The 14,690-nt window shown below is 62.7% G+C and carries 19 protein-coding genes; 5 read left to right on the plus strand and 14 right to left on the minus strand.

Features of this window, described 5'->3' with window-relative positions; genetic code table 11:
* Positions 1 to 771: 771 nt before the first annotated feature.
* Positions 772 to 1,182: a hypothetical protein gene (locus LMTR13_RS05950; protein ID WP_065727076.1), complete on the minus strand. Its 411-nt coding sequence runs from the start codon at positions 1,180 to 1,182 to the stop codon at positions 772 to 774.
* 342 nt (positions 1,183 to 1,524) lie between these two features.
* On the opposite strand from LMTR13_RS05950, the gene LMTR13_RS05955 reads away from it, so the two are divergent.
* Entirely contained in the window at positions 1,525 to 2,367 is an 843-nt protein-coding gene (locus LMTR13_RS05955) for a GNAT family N-acetyltransferase (protein WP_065727077.1), read from the plus strand.
* Between the two features lie 147 nt (positions 2,368 to 2,514).
* On the opposite strand, the gene LMTR13_RS05960 is transcribed toward LMTR13_RS05955, so the two are convergent.
* From LMTR13_RS05960 to LMTR13_RS05970, 4 genes are all read right to left on the minus strand, one after another.
* Positions 2,515 to 3,585 carry an AI-2E family transporter gene (locus LMTR13_RS05960; protein ID WP_065727078.1) on the minus strand — a complete coding sequence of 357 codons (1,071 nt, stop codon included), beginning with the start codon at positions 3,583 to 3,585 and terminating at the stop codon, positions 2,515 to 2,517.
* Positions 3,586 to 3,796: 211 nt separating this feature from the next.
* Positions 3,797 to 4,282 (minus strand): DUF411 domain-containing protein, encoded by a 486-nt coding sequence (locus LMTR13_RS05965; protein ID WP_156795452.1) that lies wholly within the window; start codon positions 4,280 to 4,282, stop codon positions 3,797 to 3,799.
* Between the two features lie 49 nt (positions 4,283 to 4,331).
* Positions 4,332 to 4,451, minus strand: a complete 120-nt coding sequence (locus tag LMTR13_RS42170; RefSeq protein ID WP_236843288.1) for a DUF305 domain-containing protein — start codon at positions 4,449 to 4,451, stop codon at positions 4,332 to 4,334.
* Positions 4,451 to 4,783, minus strand: coding sequence for a hypothetical protein (locus LMTR13_RS05970; RefSeq protein ID WP_197521012.1), 333 nt, complete (start codon positions 4,781 to 4,783; stop codon positions 4,451 to 4,453). Before LMTR13_RS05970 ends, LMTR13_RS42170 begins: the two co-directional genes overlap by 1 nt.
* A 484-nt stretch (positions 4,784 to 5,267) precedes the next feature.
* Between LMTR13_RS05970 and LMTR13_RS05975 the strand changes: the two genes are divergently transcribed.
* Positions 5,268 to 5,603 (plus strand): hypothetical protein, encoded by a 336-nt coding sequence (locus LMTR13_RS05975; RefSeq protein WP_156795453.1) that lies wholly within the window; start codon positions 5,268 to 5,270, stop codon positions 5,601 to 5,603.
* 84 nt (positions 5,604 to 5,687) lie between these two features.
* On the opposite strand, the gene LMTR13_RS05980 is transcribed toward LMTR13_RS05975, so the two are convergent.
* From LMTR13_RS05980 to LMTR13_RS06005, 6 genes are all read right to left on the minus strand, one after another.
* On the minus strand, positions 5,688 to 5,990 hold the full coding sequence (locus LMTR13_RS05980; RefSeq protein ID WP_065727080.1) for a copper-binding protein: 303 nt from the start codon (positions 5,988 to 5,990) through the stop codon (positions 5,688 to 5,690).
* 38 nt (positions 5,991 to 6,028) lie between these two features.
* Positions 6,029 to 6,517: a cupredoxin domain-containing protein gene (locus LMTR13_RS05985; RefSeq protein WP_418219754.1), complete on the minus strand. Its 489-nt coding sequence runs from the start codon at positions 6,515 to 6,517 to the stop codon at positions 6,029 to 6,031.
* A gap of 39 nt (positions 6,518 to 6,556) precedes the next feature.
* Positions 6,557 to 7,933 carry a multicopper oxidase family protein gene (locus tag LMTR13_RS05990; protein ID WP_065727082.1) on the minus strand — a complete coding sequence of 459 codons (1,377 nt, stop codon included), beginning with the start codon at positions 7,931 to 7,933 and terminating at the stop codon, positions 6,557 to 6,559.
* A 12-nt stretch (positions 7,934 to 7,945) separates the two neighbouring features.
* Entirely contained in the window at positions 7,946 to 9,385 is a 1,440-nt protein-coding gene (locus LMTR13_RS05995) for a TolC family protein (protein ID WP_065727083.1), read from the minus strand.
* A complete protein-coding gene (locus LMTR13_RS06000) occupies positions 9,375 to 9,677 on the minus strand; it encodes a hypothetical protein (protein WP_065727084.1) in 303 nt (100 codons plus the stop codon). Before LMTR13_RS06000 ends, LMTR13_RS05995 begins: the two co-directional genes overlap by 11 nt.
* Before the next feature lie 79 nt (positions 9,678 to 9,756).
* Positions 9,757 to 10,197, minus strand: a complete 441-nt coding sequence (locus tag LMTR13_RS06005; protein ID WP_065727085.1) for a hypothetical protein — start codon at positions 10,195 to 10,197, stop codon at positions 9,757 to 9,759.
* Positions 10,198 to 10,403: 206 nt separating this feature from the next.
* Between LMTR13_RS06005 and LMTR13_RS06010 the strand changes: the two genes are divergently transcribed.
* Complete coding sequence (locus tag LMTR13_RS06010) at positions 10,404 to 11,561, plus strand: MFS transporter (RefSeq protein ID WP_236843289.1); 1,158 nt, start codon at positions 10,404 to 10,406, stop codon at positions 11,559 to 11,561.
* 61 nt (positions 11,562 to 11,622) lie between these two features.
* On the opposite strand, the gene LMTR13_RS06015 is transcribed toward LMTR13_RS06010, so the two are convergent.
* Positions 11,623 to 12,027: a DUF4864 domain-containing protein gene (locus tag LMTR13_RS06015; RefSeq protein WP_065727086.1), complete on the minus strand. Its 405-nt coding sequence runs from the start codon at positions 12,025 to 12,027 to the stop codon at positions 11,623 to 11,625.
* A gap of 156 nt (positions 12,028 to 12,183) precedes the next feature.
* Here LMTR13_RS06015 and LMTR13_RS06020 point away from each other — a divergent pair, with 156 nt between their 5' ends.
* The gene (locus tag LMTR13_RS06020; protein WP_065727087.1) at positions 12,184 to 12,462 is read left to right on the plus strand and encodes a DUF1488 family protein; all 279 of its coding nucleotides are present in this window, start codon (positions 12,184 to 12,186) and stop codon (positions 12,460 to 12,462) included.
* Between the two features lie 144 nt (positions 12,463 to 12,606).
* Here LMTR13_RS06020 and LMTR13_RS06025 read toward each other — a convergent pair whose 3' ends face one another.
* Both LMTR13_RS06025 and LMTR13_RS06030 read right to left on the minus strand, forming a co-directional pair.
* The gene (locus LMTR13_RS06025) at positions 12,607 to 13,386 is read right to left on the minus strand and encodes a crotonase/enoyl-CoA hydratase family protein (protein ID WP_065727088.1); all 780 of its coding nucleotides are present in this window, start codon (positions 13,384 to 13,386) and stop codon (positions 12,607 to 12,609) included.
* A 56-nt stretch (positions 13,387 to 13,442) separates the two neighbouring features.
* Entirely contained in the window at positions 13,443 to 13,931 is a 489-nt protein-coding gene (locus tag LMTR13_RS06030; protein WP_065727089.1) for a tautomerase family protein, read from the minus strand.
* A 120-nt stretch (positions 13,932 to 14,051) separates the two neighbouring features.
* On the opposite strand from LMTR13_RS06030, the gene LMTR13_RS06035 reads away from it, so the two are divergent.
* Complete coding sequence (locus LMTR13_RS06035; protein ID WP_065727090.1) at positions 14,052 to 14,663, plus strand: TetR/AcrR family transcriptional regulator; 612 nt, start codon at positions 14,052 to 14,054, stop codon at positions 14,661 to 14,663.
* The last annotated feature ends 27 nt before the right edge of the window (positions 14,664 to 14,690 follow it).

Consider the following 14,690-nt stretch of genomic DNA (forward strand, 5'->3'; position numbering starts at 1 on the left):
TCCATCAAATTTTATTTCAATGGTTGGCGGAACCAAGCATTTGATCAGCCAGTAAGTCATTGATTCAGATGAAAATCTCGTTGCGCCATAAGATGGGCAAACGTGTGCTTGACCGGTCAGCGGCGGAGAAGCGCTTCCCATCCATCCCACGACTTTGGACTGCGGCTGAATGCTGGAATGAACCTCCTCCGAATGAGTGAGCACCTGCAGCAGGCTCAGAGAGCTACGCGGTGTCGAATGGAAGGACGTCAATGTCGGTCGTTTACCGAGCGTACAAGCGACAGGCGGCGGCGATGGGCGGCAAGGCCGTTTCCCGGTTTCGCCGCACCGGCGCTGGCCACCGCGATCGAGAAAGTGCCCTCCGCCGATCGTGGATTCACGCGATCATGTTCGACGGCCACGCGTCCAGGTCCATCTGCAAAAAATCTCGCGTGGGGAAAACTCCACTTAGGTCAACCGAACTGCATTGTTCGACTCGGCAGACCGTGCTCGCTTCCACCAAATTTAAGTTTGATTTGCGGGGCAAGGGAGTTGAGCCAGTTTTCCTTTATGCTTCTGCTCGTGATGTCCCTGATGCTCACCGTGTGCGTCGGAGTGGCGGCTTGGCGCATATCCGATGACCGGGCGGAAGTTACCGGCAGCACTTCGCCGGCATTTATCCACATGCGTTGAAAATCAAGGCCTCAACTCCTGGCGGAGCCGAGGCCCTTGCTGCAGCAGGGATGTAGGATGGGTGGAGCCACGCACTCCGAACCCGCGCGAGCGGGCGGCTCAATCGCAATAGCTCCACCGGCCATAACCGTCGTCGCATCGCGCCCGCGCGCGGTAGGGCACGGGCAGCGGTGGCCGCGGCGCGTATTCGCCCGCATAGTCGTATTCCTGCGCGTAGTCGGAATAGGCGGGCGCGCGTTCGACGTAGACGGGCTGTGCGGGGTAGGGCGTTCCGTAGTCGCCATAGACCGCTGCCGGTGCGCGGTAGGCGGGGTCCGGCACACCGTAAGAGCGATATCGGTAACCGGGTTCCGCGTACGGCCGATAAGCCGGTCGCGGGCGCACATTGATGTTTGCGGAAGGCGCATAGATTCCGCCTGGCGCGACGTAGACGGATGATGACAGGTCGCTGGCCGCGGCGGTCGCGGAACACAGGACAACAAAGGCCAGCGTGAGCGATGATCGGTACATGTGTGAAGCCTCCAACTACGCAGCGCCGCGCCAGCCAGCGTGGTTAATTTTCGCTAAACAATTCGCAAGGCGCAATGATATTCTGCACGACGAAGTGTGCCATTTCTGGACTGCGCACATTTTCATCGGCCTCGTGAGTTGAGGAACTGTGATGCCTATCGCAATTGCGCAGCCTGGCAGTTGAATGTGAATGCCCGGCATAGCAGCGTCATTGCGAGCCAACGGGTCGCGCGAACGTGCGTCCGATGACAGGCTCCGCGAAGCAAATCCATTGAGCCGCAGAAAAAGCATGGATTGCTTCGTCGCTTCGCTCCTCGCAATGACGGCTCGAGGATTGTCCTTATGAACGACTTCACCATCCGTACGATGCGACCCGACGAGATATCGATCGCAATCGACTGGGCCGCGGCCGAGGGGTGGAATCCGGGCCTTGTCGACGACGCCTGCTTTTCATCTGTCGATCCGGGAGGGTTTTTCATCGGCGAGATCAATGGCGCGCCTGTCGCGACTGCCTCCTGCGTCAATTACAGCGCGGGCTTTTCCTTTCTCGGCTTTTACATCGTGCGGGCAGATTTGCGCGGCAAAGGTTATGGCTTGCGAATATGGAACGCGGCCATCGCGCATGCCGGCGCGCGCGTGATCGGGCTCGATGGCGTGGTGGCGCAGCAGGACAATTACAGAAAATCCGGCTTTCAGCTCGCTTACGCCAACGTCCGCTATGGCGGCATGGTCGCGGCCCCGAGTGCGGCGCAGGCCGAAGTAATTGATTTGAGCGAAGTCCCGCTGGCTGATGTGGAAGCAGACGACGCGACGGTGTTTCCGGCGCGGCGGCCGGCGTTCCTGCGGGCCTGGATCGGCGCGCCCGGCCATGTCGGGTGCGCGGTCGTGCGCGATGGACGGCTTGCGGGCTGGGGTGTGATCCGGCCGTGCCGGAAGGGCTTCAAGATCGGACCGCTGGTTGCCGACGACCGCACGACCGCCGAAGCGGTACTGTCCGCCTTGCTCGCCAGGGTGGGCGGCGGCGAGGTGTTTCTGGACGTGCCCGGCATCAACCGCGACGCGGTCGCGCTGGCGGAAGGTTTTGGGCTCGCGCCGGTGTTCGAGACGGCGCGGATGTATACCGGCGCGATCCCGCCGCTGCGGCTGGAGCGGGCGTTCGGCGTCACGACGTTTGAACTGGGGTAGGGGACGGAATGTAGGATGGGTGGAGCGAAAGCGATACCCATCCTACGGTTAGTCCTGTCATTGCGAGCGAAGCGAAGCACTCCATCGCGCCGCAAGGAAATTGCTTCGTCGCCTCGATCCTCGCAATGACGGCGCCCGCGGTGAATATTACCCGTCGCCCACGCGTTCATCTCGTGACGTCCGCCTCGACGCCGAAAAAATTTCCCAGCTCACCATGAAGATCGCGGCGATCAGCGGGCCGATGACGAAGCCGTTGAGTCCGAAGACTTCGATGCCGCCCAGCGTGGAAATCAGCACAACGTAATCCGGCAGCTTGGTATCCTTGCCGACCAGGAATGGACGCAGCACATTGTCCACCAAGCCAATGATCAGTACGCCATAGGCGATCAGCCCGATGCCCTGCCAAACGGCGCCGGTTGCGAGAAAGTAGATCGCGACGGGAAGCCAGACCAACGCGGCTCCGATGGCCGGCAGCAGCGACAGGAACGCCATCAGCACGGCCCACAAAATCGGCGCGTGAACCCCAAGGAACCAGAACGCCAAACCGCCGAGCGCGCCCTGGACAATGGCCACCAGAACTCCACCCTTGACGGTGGCGCGAACGACATCGGCGAACCTGGTGAAGAGCGCTGATTTCTGATCGCCGTGGAGTGGAACAGCCTGCTTGATCAGGTCCGCCACTGCCCTGCCATCGCGCGTCAGGAAAAACAGCAGGTACAACATGATGCCGATGCTGATCACGAACTCGAAAGTGTTCATCCCGATGGTAAGCGCCTGGGGAGCCAGAACCTGACCGCCCCTCATCAGGCTGGACGACAATGTGTCGCGAAGCCCTGAAAGATTTGTCAGGTTGAACCGTTCCAGCCAACCGGTAGCCCAGGCCGGCAGCGCATCGAAGACACGCTGGATGTAGCCGGCGAAATCATATTCTCCGGACCTGATCTTCTCAAAAAGACTGGTTGCTTCCTGCACCAGGGAGGCCGCAACCATCGCCAGCGGTATGAGCACGATCGCGATGATGAGCAGGACGGTTACCAGGGCCGCGAGGTTCGGCCTGCCGGGCATCGATCGCAGCAGCGCCCGATTCACCGGCGCAAAGATGACGGCTACGATGATCGCCCACAGAACGGCGCCGTAGAACGGCTGCAAAATCCAGGCGAATGCCAGCGTAACGGCAAACAGCAAGAGCAGAAAGGTCTGATCATCAATCCTTCGCAAGGGGCGTCTCGTTCGCTGCTTTCCAGTTCGGCTGCGCCAATGCCGGGACCATGGATCCGGTGCGCTTGTCCTCGCTTGTATAGCGGCTTTTCGAGCCTGTACCGCGTCCGTTTGCAGAATTTCCGGAACAATGTAACGCCCAGGATCGCTCGAGCCTGCGAACCCGTCACCTCGCTGGCCGGCGCGCGTCCGAGGCGCGGCTCAACTGAAATCAGGTGTCAACCGGCTGCGTTCCGACGAAGCGCATGTAAGGGCTTTGCCCGGCCGGTCCGAACAACACGACGGTGTAAGGCTGCGGCGTCCCGCCTTCCATTCCGGGTGACCCGACCGGCATCCCGGGAACGGCAAGGCCCTTGGCGTTCGGACGCTCCGCCAGCAAGCGCTGGATCGCGAGCGCGGGCACATGTCCTTCGATCGCATAGCCGCTCACGACCGCGGTGTGGCAAGCGGCGAGCTCAGGCGGAATGCCATGCTGCTGCTTGACCGGCGCAAGATCTGTGGCCTCATGCACATCGACCGGAAAGCCGGCCGCGCGCAGATGATCGACCCAGTCCGAACAACAGCCGCAGTTCGGATCCTTGTGGACGGTGACCACGGGGTTGGCGGCAGCGGCGAACGCGATCGTCCGGCCTGCCAGCATGGCGGCGATCGCGCCGATGAAGGATCGCCGGGCGATGCAATGCAGTATCTCGCTCATCGATTTCACCTTTTCCGTTGGACTATCCACCCAGGACTAATCCTGCATGCTACTTGTTGAGCCGGGCCAGTATTTGCTTCATCTGGTCGATCTCCTGCTGCTGTCCCTTGACGATCTCGCTGCAGAGGTTCCCGAGTTCTGCATCCGAAATCGCAGACCGCTCGCACATCAGTAGCTCCCGAATGGTGCGGGATCATCGACTTGATGAATTGCACGTCGGCGACCGCCGTCTGGGTCCGGATGCCCAGGAAGAACAGCACCAGCGCGAGGAGGGCCGCGCCGCCGAACATCAGGGTTCATCCTGGTGTCCGGATACATGCCGCGCATCACCAGCAACTCGATGATGAGCATCGGCGCGGCCATCAGCCCCGCCATGTAGAACTGGTTGACGTTCGGGTACACGTCCGCGAAGCGGTCGATCATCGCGTACATCAGGATGAACATCGCGATAAAGGATAGCGCGGTCATGACGGCGAGATGACCATAGCGGTGCTTGTGCATAGTCACTCCTCGAAGCCGCCGGCAACTATACCGGGCAAGCGTTGTCCGGCCCGACACCACCGTCGCGATTGCACTACAGAAAACGCGAAGGCGCAACGGTGGTTCCTCGGCCTGTGGTCCGATGCTGTACCCCGTGATGCGCCCCGGCGATCCCTGAAACTGATCTCAATCAAAGCGGCGCGTTCGTTGCCCCTTGCTCCATTTGTTGGGTCGTCGAAATCATCACCGGCGTGCACCACAGCGACCGGTCACTGGTCGCGACTGAGAATGCGGCTGAGGGACCCTGCGACTCTCGCTGGGTCCGAGCTTCAAGGTGACCCTTTCGGCCGCTGCGTCCATCGTTCGGACCTCAACCCGTCCGCGAGCTTGCAAGTGGACGACTTCCGCCCTATGTAAAGAACGGATCAGAAACGGCCTCATGGCCAGTCCATCGATCGCTGATGCGCGACCTTCCGGGTCGTCTCTGACGGGGATGGAGGTTGTCATGAAAGCGCCCGCCCTATTCCTTTTCCTTGCCGCGACGGCTTCGCCAGCAGTGCTCTACGCTCAGGAGCGGCCTGTCGACGGATCGGTCGGGGCCATCCGAACGGTCGTTTCCGGCAAGACCTGTACCGGAGACGATGTCCTCATCTTCGGAAAAAGCGTTACCGGAGCGGCCGGCACGTTCGAACGCAAGGGGCGTCCGAACGGCAGCTACGCCGTTGGCTACGGTACGATCCTGATTCGTCGCGGCCAGGACCTGCACGGCCACGTGACGTCGGTTTCCGTACCCGACAAGATGCTGTACCTGAGCACGGGCACCTACCGGTGCTCGGATTAGGATCGAGCAGCGGCGGCCGGTTTTCGACGATTTGCGACTTGCGGCCGCCTTCCTCGCCAGGGCGGCGCCTAGCATTCGCCGGCTCTATTTGCCCTTCTGCATTTTCGTGATCGTGATCCCGGCTGCAGCTCGCTCCGCTTCGAACTGAACCTTATCGCCGACCTTGATCTGCTTCAGAATCGCCGGATCCTGCACACGGAAGACCATCGTCATTGGCTCCTCCATGTCGAGGCTCTTGATGGGGCCATGCTTCAGAGTGACCTTGCCGGCCGCCTCGTCCACTTTCCTGACTTCGCCGTTGACCATTTCGGCCCGCGCCAGGGGAATTCCAATTCCCAGGACGAGCGAGACCGACAGAGATGCTATTGCGAGTTTTTTGCTTTTCATACTCGTTGCCTTTCACTGCAGTAGAATACTGAATCGAACTACTTCACGACCACCGTTCCAGTCATTCCGGCTTCCCGATGGCCGGGGATCAGGCAGGAATATTCGAATTCGCCCTTCTTGGTGAATTTCCAGATCATCTCGTTGGTCTTCTTCGGCGCAAGCCGCTTCCCGTTCGGATCGTCGTGCTCCATGTCGGGATTCTTCTTCATGGCTTCGGCGTGCTTGAGGTTCTCCGCCGTAGTCGCGAGGATGAATTCGTGATCGAGCTCGCCGTTGTTGCGCAAGATGAACTTCACCTGTTCGCCCTTTTTCACCTCGACTTTCGCCGGCGTGAACAACATCTTTCCGTCCGTCTCGCTCATGGTGACCTGTACGACCCGAGCGGGCTTCTTGGCGTTGCCCGGCTCTCCCGCTGAAAAGGAATCGTCGTGGTGATGATGGCCGGCAGGGCCTTCCCCGGCATACGCCGGCGCCGCAAGCAGAGCGGTGGCGGCGATCGAGATCAGAGCGAGTTGTTTCAGTTGCACTATCTTCTCCTGTTGATGCCTGAACGCATTTGAGAGCTTTCACATTTTCATGTGCTTCATATGTGTGGGCTTTCCGCCCCTGGTATCCTTTGCAGGTGGTTTCGCATTGGCCGGTCCTTGTCGTGCGGGCTCATTCGATGGCGCCTCGACTTCCCAGGCGACCGTGCCTTTCGGAAACTGGTATGGACCCGGATCCTTGTAATCGTCGCGCGCGAGTCCCTCGCGGATCTTCATCACCGTGAACATGCCGCCCATCTCGATCGGGCCGAACTGGCCGGTGCCGGTCATCATCGGCAGCGTGTTGTCGGGCGCCGGCATTTCCATGTCGCCCATCGCCATACCGGTCGAACCCATCACCATGGCGTCGGGCGCGAGCTTGCCGACGGCCTTGGCGAGGTCCTTCCGCGACACGCCGATCAGGTTCTTCACGTCGTGGCCCATGGCGTTCATGGTGTGATGCGACTTGTGACAGTGAAACGCCCAGTCGCCGGGATTGTCGGCAAGCACATCGAATGCGCGGATGGCCCCGACCGGCACGTCAATAGTCGTTTCAGGCCATTGGGCGCTTTCGGGCACCCAGCCGCCGTCCGTGCAACTCACCGAGAAGTTATGGCCGTGCAGGTGGATCGGGTGGTTGGTCATGGTGAGGTTGCCGATTCTGACCCGGACTCTGTCGCCGAGGCGGACCGGCAGCGGATCGATGCCGGGGAATACACGGCTATTCCAGGTCCACATGTTGAAGTCGGTCATCTCGTTGACCTTCGGCAAATAGGTGCCGGGGTCGATCAGGTAGCTCGACATCACGAACACGAAGTCGCGGTCGACCGGGCGGAACGCCGGATCGCGCGGGTGTACGACGAACATGCCCATCATGCCCATCGCCATCTGCACCATCTCGTCGGAATGCGGGTGGTACATGAACGTTCCGCTGTGCTTGAGCTGGAACTCGTAGACGAAGGTTTTGCCGGGCGGGATGTGCGGCTGCGTCACCCCGCCGACGCCGTCCATGCCTGATGGCAGGATCATGCCGTGCCAGTGCACGGTGGTATGCTCGGGCAGTTTGTTGGTGACGAAGATGCGCACCTTGTCGCCCTCGACCGCCTCGATGGTCGGCCCCGGCGCCTGGCCGTTATAGCCCCACAGATTGGCCTTCATGCCCTCGGCGAATTCGCGCACCACGGGCTCCGCAACCAGATGAAATTCCTTCCAGTCGCCGTTCATGCGCCACGGCAGCGTCCAGCCGTTGAGCGTGACGACGGGCCGGTACTCGGGACCCGAGGTCGGATGAAGCGGCGGCTGCATCACCGCCTTGTCCATAGTCGGCGCTTCCGGAATGGCGGCGGCCTGCACGCGGCCGGTGACCGCGCTGGCACTGAGGAGCGCGGCGGTGCCGAGAAATCCTCTGCGTGAAAACATGGCTTGTCTCCTTTAGTGCCCGCCGCCGGCGGCAGGCGCTGCCGCGGCCGTGGTCGTTGGAGTTTCCCTTGCGGCACCCGAGCCGCCGCCGTTGACGGCGGTCTGCAGGTCGGACTGCGCCAGCCAGAATTGCCGTTTGGCGTTGATCGCCGCACGCAAGGAGGCGAGGCGCTGGCGCGCTTCGGTCAGGAGCGCGAACACGTCGATCTGCATCGAGGAGAAGCGGAGCTGCATCTCCTCGGTGATGATCTGGCGCAAGGGCAGGATCTCGCGCTGATAGTGGCTGGCGATGTCCCAGGTCGAGCGGTAGACGCGATAGGCGTCGCGCGCTTCCGATCGCACGTTGATCGCCTTCTCGGTGAGCAGGTTGAAGGCCTGATTGTAGCGCTCAACGGCTTGCCGGACCCGCACTTCGCCGCCATCGAAGATCGGGATCTGGAACTCGATGTCGAAGCCGCGCTCCCGGATGGGCGGGCCGTCGCCCTCGCGGATGCGTTTGGATATCCCGGCAAGATCGAGCAACGTGACAAAGCGGGTTGCTTGAACGAGGCCGAGCGATTTTTCGAGCGCGGCCAGTTCCATGCGCGCGACCTGCAGGTCGATGCGATGGCCGACCGCGTCGACTTCGATGGATGGAAGCGATTGCGGGTGCCGCGGCAGTGCAGGCAACCGATTGGGCAGCCGAAAGTCGAGATCGCTGCCCCACAGGCCCATCAACCGCGCAAGCCGTTCGCGGGCGCTGGTCGCCTCCTGGCGTGCGCTGCCGAGCTCGGCGGTGGTTTCGGCATAAAATACCTGCTCGCGCGCCTGATCGAGCTTGTTGAGCGAGCCGGTCTCGCCGAGCTTCTTTGCAAGTTGTGCGGTGCTCTCGGCCGTCGATTTCGCGTCGGTCAACAGGCCGACCATCTCATTGGCCGCAACGGTGCGGAAATAGGTTCGCCGGACCTCGGCGGCGAGCCGCAGCGTCTCCAGCGCGGCGCGGAGCTGCGCCTGACGAAAACGTTCGCGCGCGATCTCGGAGCGGAACGGCAGGGTGGCGAGCGCCAGAATGTCGCCGACGACCTGACGTTCAATCTCGTAGCTGCCGTTGCCGGAGATGCGGGATATAGCGAACACCGGGTTGGGCGGCAGGCTCTGCTCCACCAGATCGGCTTCCGCCAGTGCGAGCTCGTTATAGGCGGCCTGCAGGCCCTTGTTGCTCAACAGCGCGACCTGCACGGCGGTATCGACGGTGAGCGGGCGGCCGAGCAGGCGGCGCACGGCGCCGCCGGTTCGCTCGGCGCCATCGGCCGAACGCACGAAGGCGACGTCCTTGCCGATGGTCTGGCTGGCGACGTCGGACACCACGGTCATCCCGGAATCCGGCGAGAACGAAGCGCATCCGGAAAGGCCGACGCCCGCTGACAGCAGCAGGGCGATGGCCGGCGTGCGCCAGATGAAACTAATGCGCATGGCTATTCCCGCGTTGTTTGGGCGTGACGCTCTCGTTGCGCTCGCGCCAGGGGGCGGGCGTCGAGGGACGCAAGGAAGTGTAGGGCGCAATCGTCGAGCGGTAGCCGACACGGGCTACTCGTGCCGCTGGATCGGCGGGATCGGCGCCGGCGACGCGCGTGGTCGCAGGTGTACAGCCCGCGGCCGCAATCGCGATGGCGGCGATGGCGCCGCGGACCGCTGACCTGAAGATGGCATGGCGTCCGCCCACCGAACCGGTGGCGCCGAACCACGCATAAGATTGCGCAGACATGAATGAATCCCTGATCTCGCTGTGGACCACGGGCGTGCACGCGCTGTGGTCGCGCGGCTGCCCACGTCGCTACGTCGGATCAGGCGATGGGAGGACGGTAATGAAGAGGGGGCGCCTCACCCGGCAGGCGCCAGGAATTCTCGGAGACGCAGAGCGAGGTCGGTTGCGAGGGTTTTACAACCGTCGGTAGATCGGCCGCGATGCCGGAGACACAGAGCATGGCGCAGCACGGCCCCGGCGAGGACTTGTCGTGTCCATGCTTGGCCGGCTCATGCGCGGTGTTGCCCGAATCGGCGTCATGGCTTTCGTGCTCGTGATGATGCTGATGCGCGCTGCCTGCCGCATGCTCGGAGTGATCATGCGTATGCGTCGCGGCGACCGGCTGAAGCGCGATCACCAGGCATGACGCGCCGTCGCCGAGCGCCAGTGCAACGCCGGGCGCCAGCACGCAAAACAGATAGAGCAGGGCGACAAACCACCCCGCTTTGGCGCGTTTCCGTCTGGTCAGGCGAACGAACATTGCAGGCAAACTAGCCTCAATCGCCGATTCCGCCAAGGGCGTGACGCCGTCCCCATCACAACTGCATGCCTAACATCGCGGCATTGTGGCTTGACCTTGGGCGATTTGACCCCGAAGTTCCGCCGGCCGTGGTAACTTCTTCTGAGCTTTCCCGAGATTCCGACCTGTTCGTTCCCGATTCGCGTCGGGCGTGGATCCGGCTTGCCGTGGCCGTGCTGATCGGTTCGCTCGGCAGCGTCGGCATGTGGTCGGTGGTGGTCGCGCTGCCCGTGGTGCAGACGGAATTCGCCGCGAGCCGCGGCACCGCTTCGCTGGCGTTCACGATGATCATGCTCGGCTTCGGTTCCGGCGCGGTGCTGACCGGCAAGATTACCGACCGCTACGGCATCGTCACGGCGATCGGGCTCGGTATCGGCATTCTGGGGCTCGGCTATGTCGTCGCGGGAATGTCGACCTCGATCTGGCATTTTATCCTGGTGCATTTTGCCATCGGGCTGTCCTCGTCCGCCACCTTCGGGCCGCTGATGGCGGAAGCCTCGCACTGGTTCGACCGCTACCGCGGGCTCGCGGTCGCCGTTGCCGCCAGCGGCAATTACATCGGCGGCGCGATCTGGCCTCCGGTGGTCAACTACGCCATCGAGACGACGGGCTGGCGCACGACCCATATCGGGCTCGGCATCTTCACCGCGGTGGCGATGACGCTGGCGCTGATCGCCTTGCGGATGCTGATGGGGGCAGGGGGCCAGCGCGACCACGAGAACGCGCCGCCGCCGCGCGTCGATTTGCGCCTTTCCACCAATGCGCTGACCGCGATTCTGTCGCTTGCTGCGATCGCCTGCTGCGTGGCGATGTCGATGCCGCAGGTGCATATCGTCGCCTATTGCGGCGATCTCGGTTATGGCGTGGCGCGCGGCGCCGAAATGCTGTCGCTGATGCTGGGTTTCGGCATCATCAGCCGCATCGGTTCAGGCTTCCTCGCCGACAAGATCGGCGGCATCCGCACGCTCCTGATCGGCTCGGTGGCGCAGGGCACCGCGCTTCTGTTCTATCTGTTCTTCGACAGCCTGACCTCGCTCTACGTCATCTCGGCGATGTTCGGCCTGTTCCAGGGCGGCATCGTGCCGAGCTATGCCATCATCGTGCGCGAGGCGATGCCGGCCTCCGAAGCCGCCACCCGCGTCGGCATCGTGATCTTCGCCTCCGTGTTCGGCATGTCGTTCGGCGGGTGGATCTCGGGCGCGATCTTCGACGCCACCGGCTCCTACATGGCCGCGTTCGAGAACGGGCTGGCGTGGAACGCGCTCAACATCGGGATTATGGTGCTGCTGTTGATGCGGGCACGCAAGCGGCTGGCGATGGCGTGAGCTCTTTTCTGACGCGTTTTCTTCATGCGAACCGGAATCCACTTCGCTCGAAAACGCTATGTTAAACCGCCTGCCCGGCCTTCAACAGCGAACATCCCGTAATCTTCAGACTGCCGTCCGGCTGTTGCTCCAGCGTATACATCGCTTCCCAGGCTTCGCCATTGTCGTCGACGATGTGAACGCGTTGCGCGATCCGGCCGTTGGCCGCGCGCGCCTCGCCGAATTCGAAGCTCTTGTGGCGATAGACCGGCGCGTAGCCCTGCCGGACCATCTGCATGAAGATGTCGGCCTGCGGGAAAATTTGCCTGATCTCGGGCGCGGCGTGGGAATAGGCAGACGTGGCGTCATCGCGAGCGAACGCCTGCTCCTGCGCGCGGATCACGCTCTGGGCGGCGGCGACGTCGTCGGCGAGAGCAGGGGCGCCCAGGCCGATGAGGAATGCGAGAACCAGAACAAGAGCGCGCATGCAAATGCCCCCGGACTGGCGGTGCTTGCCACGGTGCAGACAGGTGGAAATTTATACCCGCCGGCACGTGGGCGGAAGTACTATTCGCTTAAGCCGTCAGGCCCGGATGAGGAACAAGCTGAGGCACTTATCGTTTCTCTCGGGGAGGAACGCCCGATGACGCTCACACGCGGAAACATTCGCGGTTATGAGTTCGATCGCATGGTGCTGCTGTTCTCCATGATGGACGGGTCCAGGGAGATTCCCTGCGCCGTCAGCGCTTCCGCGATGGACGATCTGGAGCATGCGTCGCGCACGGCGACCAGCCAGCGCGAAGAGCAATTCCTGCGCTTGCGCGACAGGATCGAACAATGCGCGTCGCGCAAATTCGATGCCGGAGAGTTGGAGGGGACCCCGCCCGGCATCATCCTGCGCAGCATCGATTTTCGCGGTTAGCTCTGTTGCTGGCCCTGCTCCAGGCGATGCCATCGCCGCGATGGCAGGCCGCCGGGTGCGAATGCGAGTCCAGGAGCGGTATCGTTCGCGCTGACATCCTTGGTCGACCCGGTGGCACTGCGGCTATTAGCTGCATGGCCGCGATCACCGCCCCTGGAACACCGCGGCGCGGCGCTCGATGAAGGATTGAATGCCTTCGCGCGCATCGGCGCTGTTGAGCACGCGCTCGCGGACTTTCGGAATGTAGGCGATGGCGGCGGCCTCGCTGTGATCGACATACTTGAGGGCCGCTTCCTTGGTGACTTGAATGCCGAGCGGCGCATTGCCGGCGATGATGTTGGCGAGCGTCATCGCGCGCTCGATTTGCTCGCCGGCCGGCACGACTTCCTGGACCAGGCCGATCTCGCGGGCGCGCGTGGCGGTGAATTCATCGCACAGGAACAGGTGATACATCGCGTTGCCCCAGCCGGTGCGCGACAGGAATCGGAAATGCGCGCCGCCGAGCGGGGCGATGCCGCGCTTTGATTCCATCTGACAGAAGCGGGCGTCGTCGGCGGCGACGACGATGTCGCCGGCCAGCATCAGTTCGATGCCGATGGTGAAGACGATGCCCTGCACCGCCGACACGATCGGCTTTTTGCAGCGCTTCTGCAGGCCGAAGACGTCTACATTGCCTTCCTTGAAATTCCGTTTCTCGGCGTTGGGGCCGAAGAATTTCGGCATGTCGAGACCGGCGGTGAAATCCTTGCCTTCGGCGCAGATGACGCCGACCCAATAGTCTTCGTTGTTGTGCAGTTCCGTCAGGGCATCCGACAACTGCTCCATCATCGCGGGCGAGAACGCGTTCTTCTTGGCGGGGTTGTCGATGATGATCCTGAAGATGCGATCATGGGTCTCGGTGCGGATTTTTCCTTCGGCGCTCATGGTCTTCCCTCTCGGTCCTGATTGTTTCCGGAAAATGCTGTACTGGGCGCGCGCGTCTATCGCTCGTATTTGACGGCGAGTGCGGTGCGGATTGCCGCGGCGCGTTCCGGCGAAAAGTGCGATGCGCCATGTTCGAGCAGGTCGAGGAACGACAGCACACCGCCGCGCGAACCCCAGCTTCCTTCCTCGATGATACGGAAATTGATCCACCAGCCGGGCGAGGGCGTCTTCATCCCGCAGGCGTCCGCAAGCGCGGCGTGAATATTACGGATGACGGTGGCGCGATCCTCGCGCGTCCAGCAGCAGTCCATCACGACGACGTCGAGCACCATCACGTCGCTGGGCTTGTCGGAGAGCAACTCTCCGCCGTGCGCGATCATATCGAGCGGCCGCTCGACGAAATGGATTTGATAGCCTCGGCGCGCCTCCGGCGTGAGTTTCCCGACTTCCGGCACCAGCACGGCATCCGTCAGCGTTTTGGCCAGCACGCGCCGCTGATCGGCGTTCAGGCGCCCTTGCGGGGTCATCACATGGATAAAGGTCATCGCGCGCTTCCTTCTGCCCTGGCCTGCTTACTGACTATGACAGATGGCATAGTCCAGATCGGGCTGGCTATGTCAAGCGTCATATTCTAGGATGAGCTATCCAGGCGACAAGGATCTCCGATGACGTCAGATACCCGCGCAAAAATGGTGGCAGGCGCCGCCGACCTGATGAGCCGCCGCGGCGTCAACGCCACCAGCATGCGCGAGGTGGTCCGCCACACCGGCACGCCGCGCGGCTCGATCGGCCATCATTTTCCGCGCGGCAAGCAGCAACTGATCGAGGATGCGCTGGTGTTTGCGGGCCGGCAGGTCAGCGGCCCGCTGGAGCACTTGACGCAGTCGCGCGGCGCGATAGCGGGCCTGCGCACCTTCATCGCGCTGTGGCGTCAGACGCTGGAGAAGTCGAAATTCCAGGCCGGCTGCCCGGTGCTCGCGGTCGCGGTCGAGCAATATGTCAACGATGCGACGGAGAAGGCCGGCGAGCCGGACGAAGCCGCGCAGCGGCATCTGCTCGATCTTGCCGACGGCGTGTTTGCGGACTGGCAGCGCATCATGTTCACGGTGCTACGGCGCGAGGGTGTGGCGCCTGCGCGCGCGCGGCGGCTCGCCGCGCTCGTCATCGCATCGACGGAAGGAACGGTCGCGATGTGCCGCGCCGCGCGCAGCGCCCAGCCGCTCGATGATGTGAGGCAGGAACTCGAACTGGTATTGTCGAGCGCGCTGGAGAAGTAGGCCGACATGCAGGACGCGTGACGTTTC

This window comes from Bradyrhizobium icense (assembly GCF_001693385.1).
GTDB classification, from domain to species: Bacteria; Pseudomonadota; Alphaproteobacteria; order Rhizobiales; family Xanthobacteraceae; genus Bradyrhizobium; species Bradyrhizobium icense.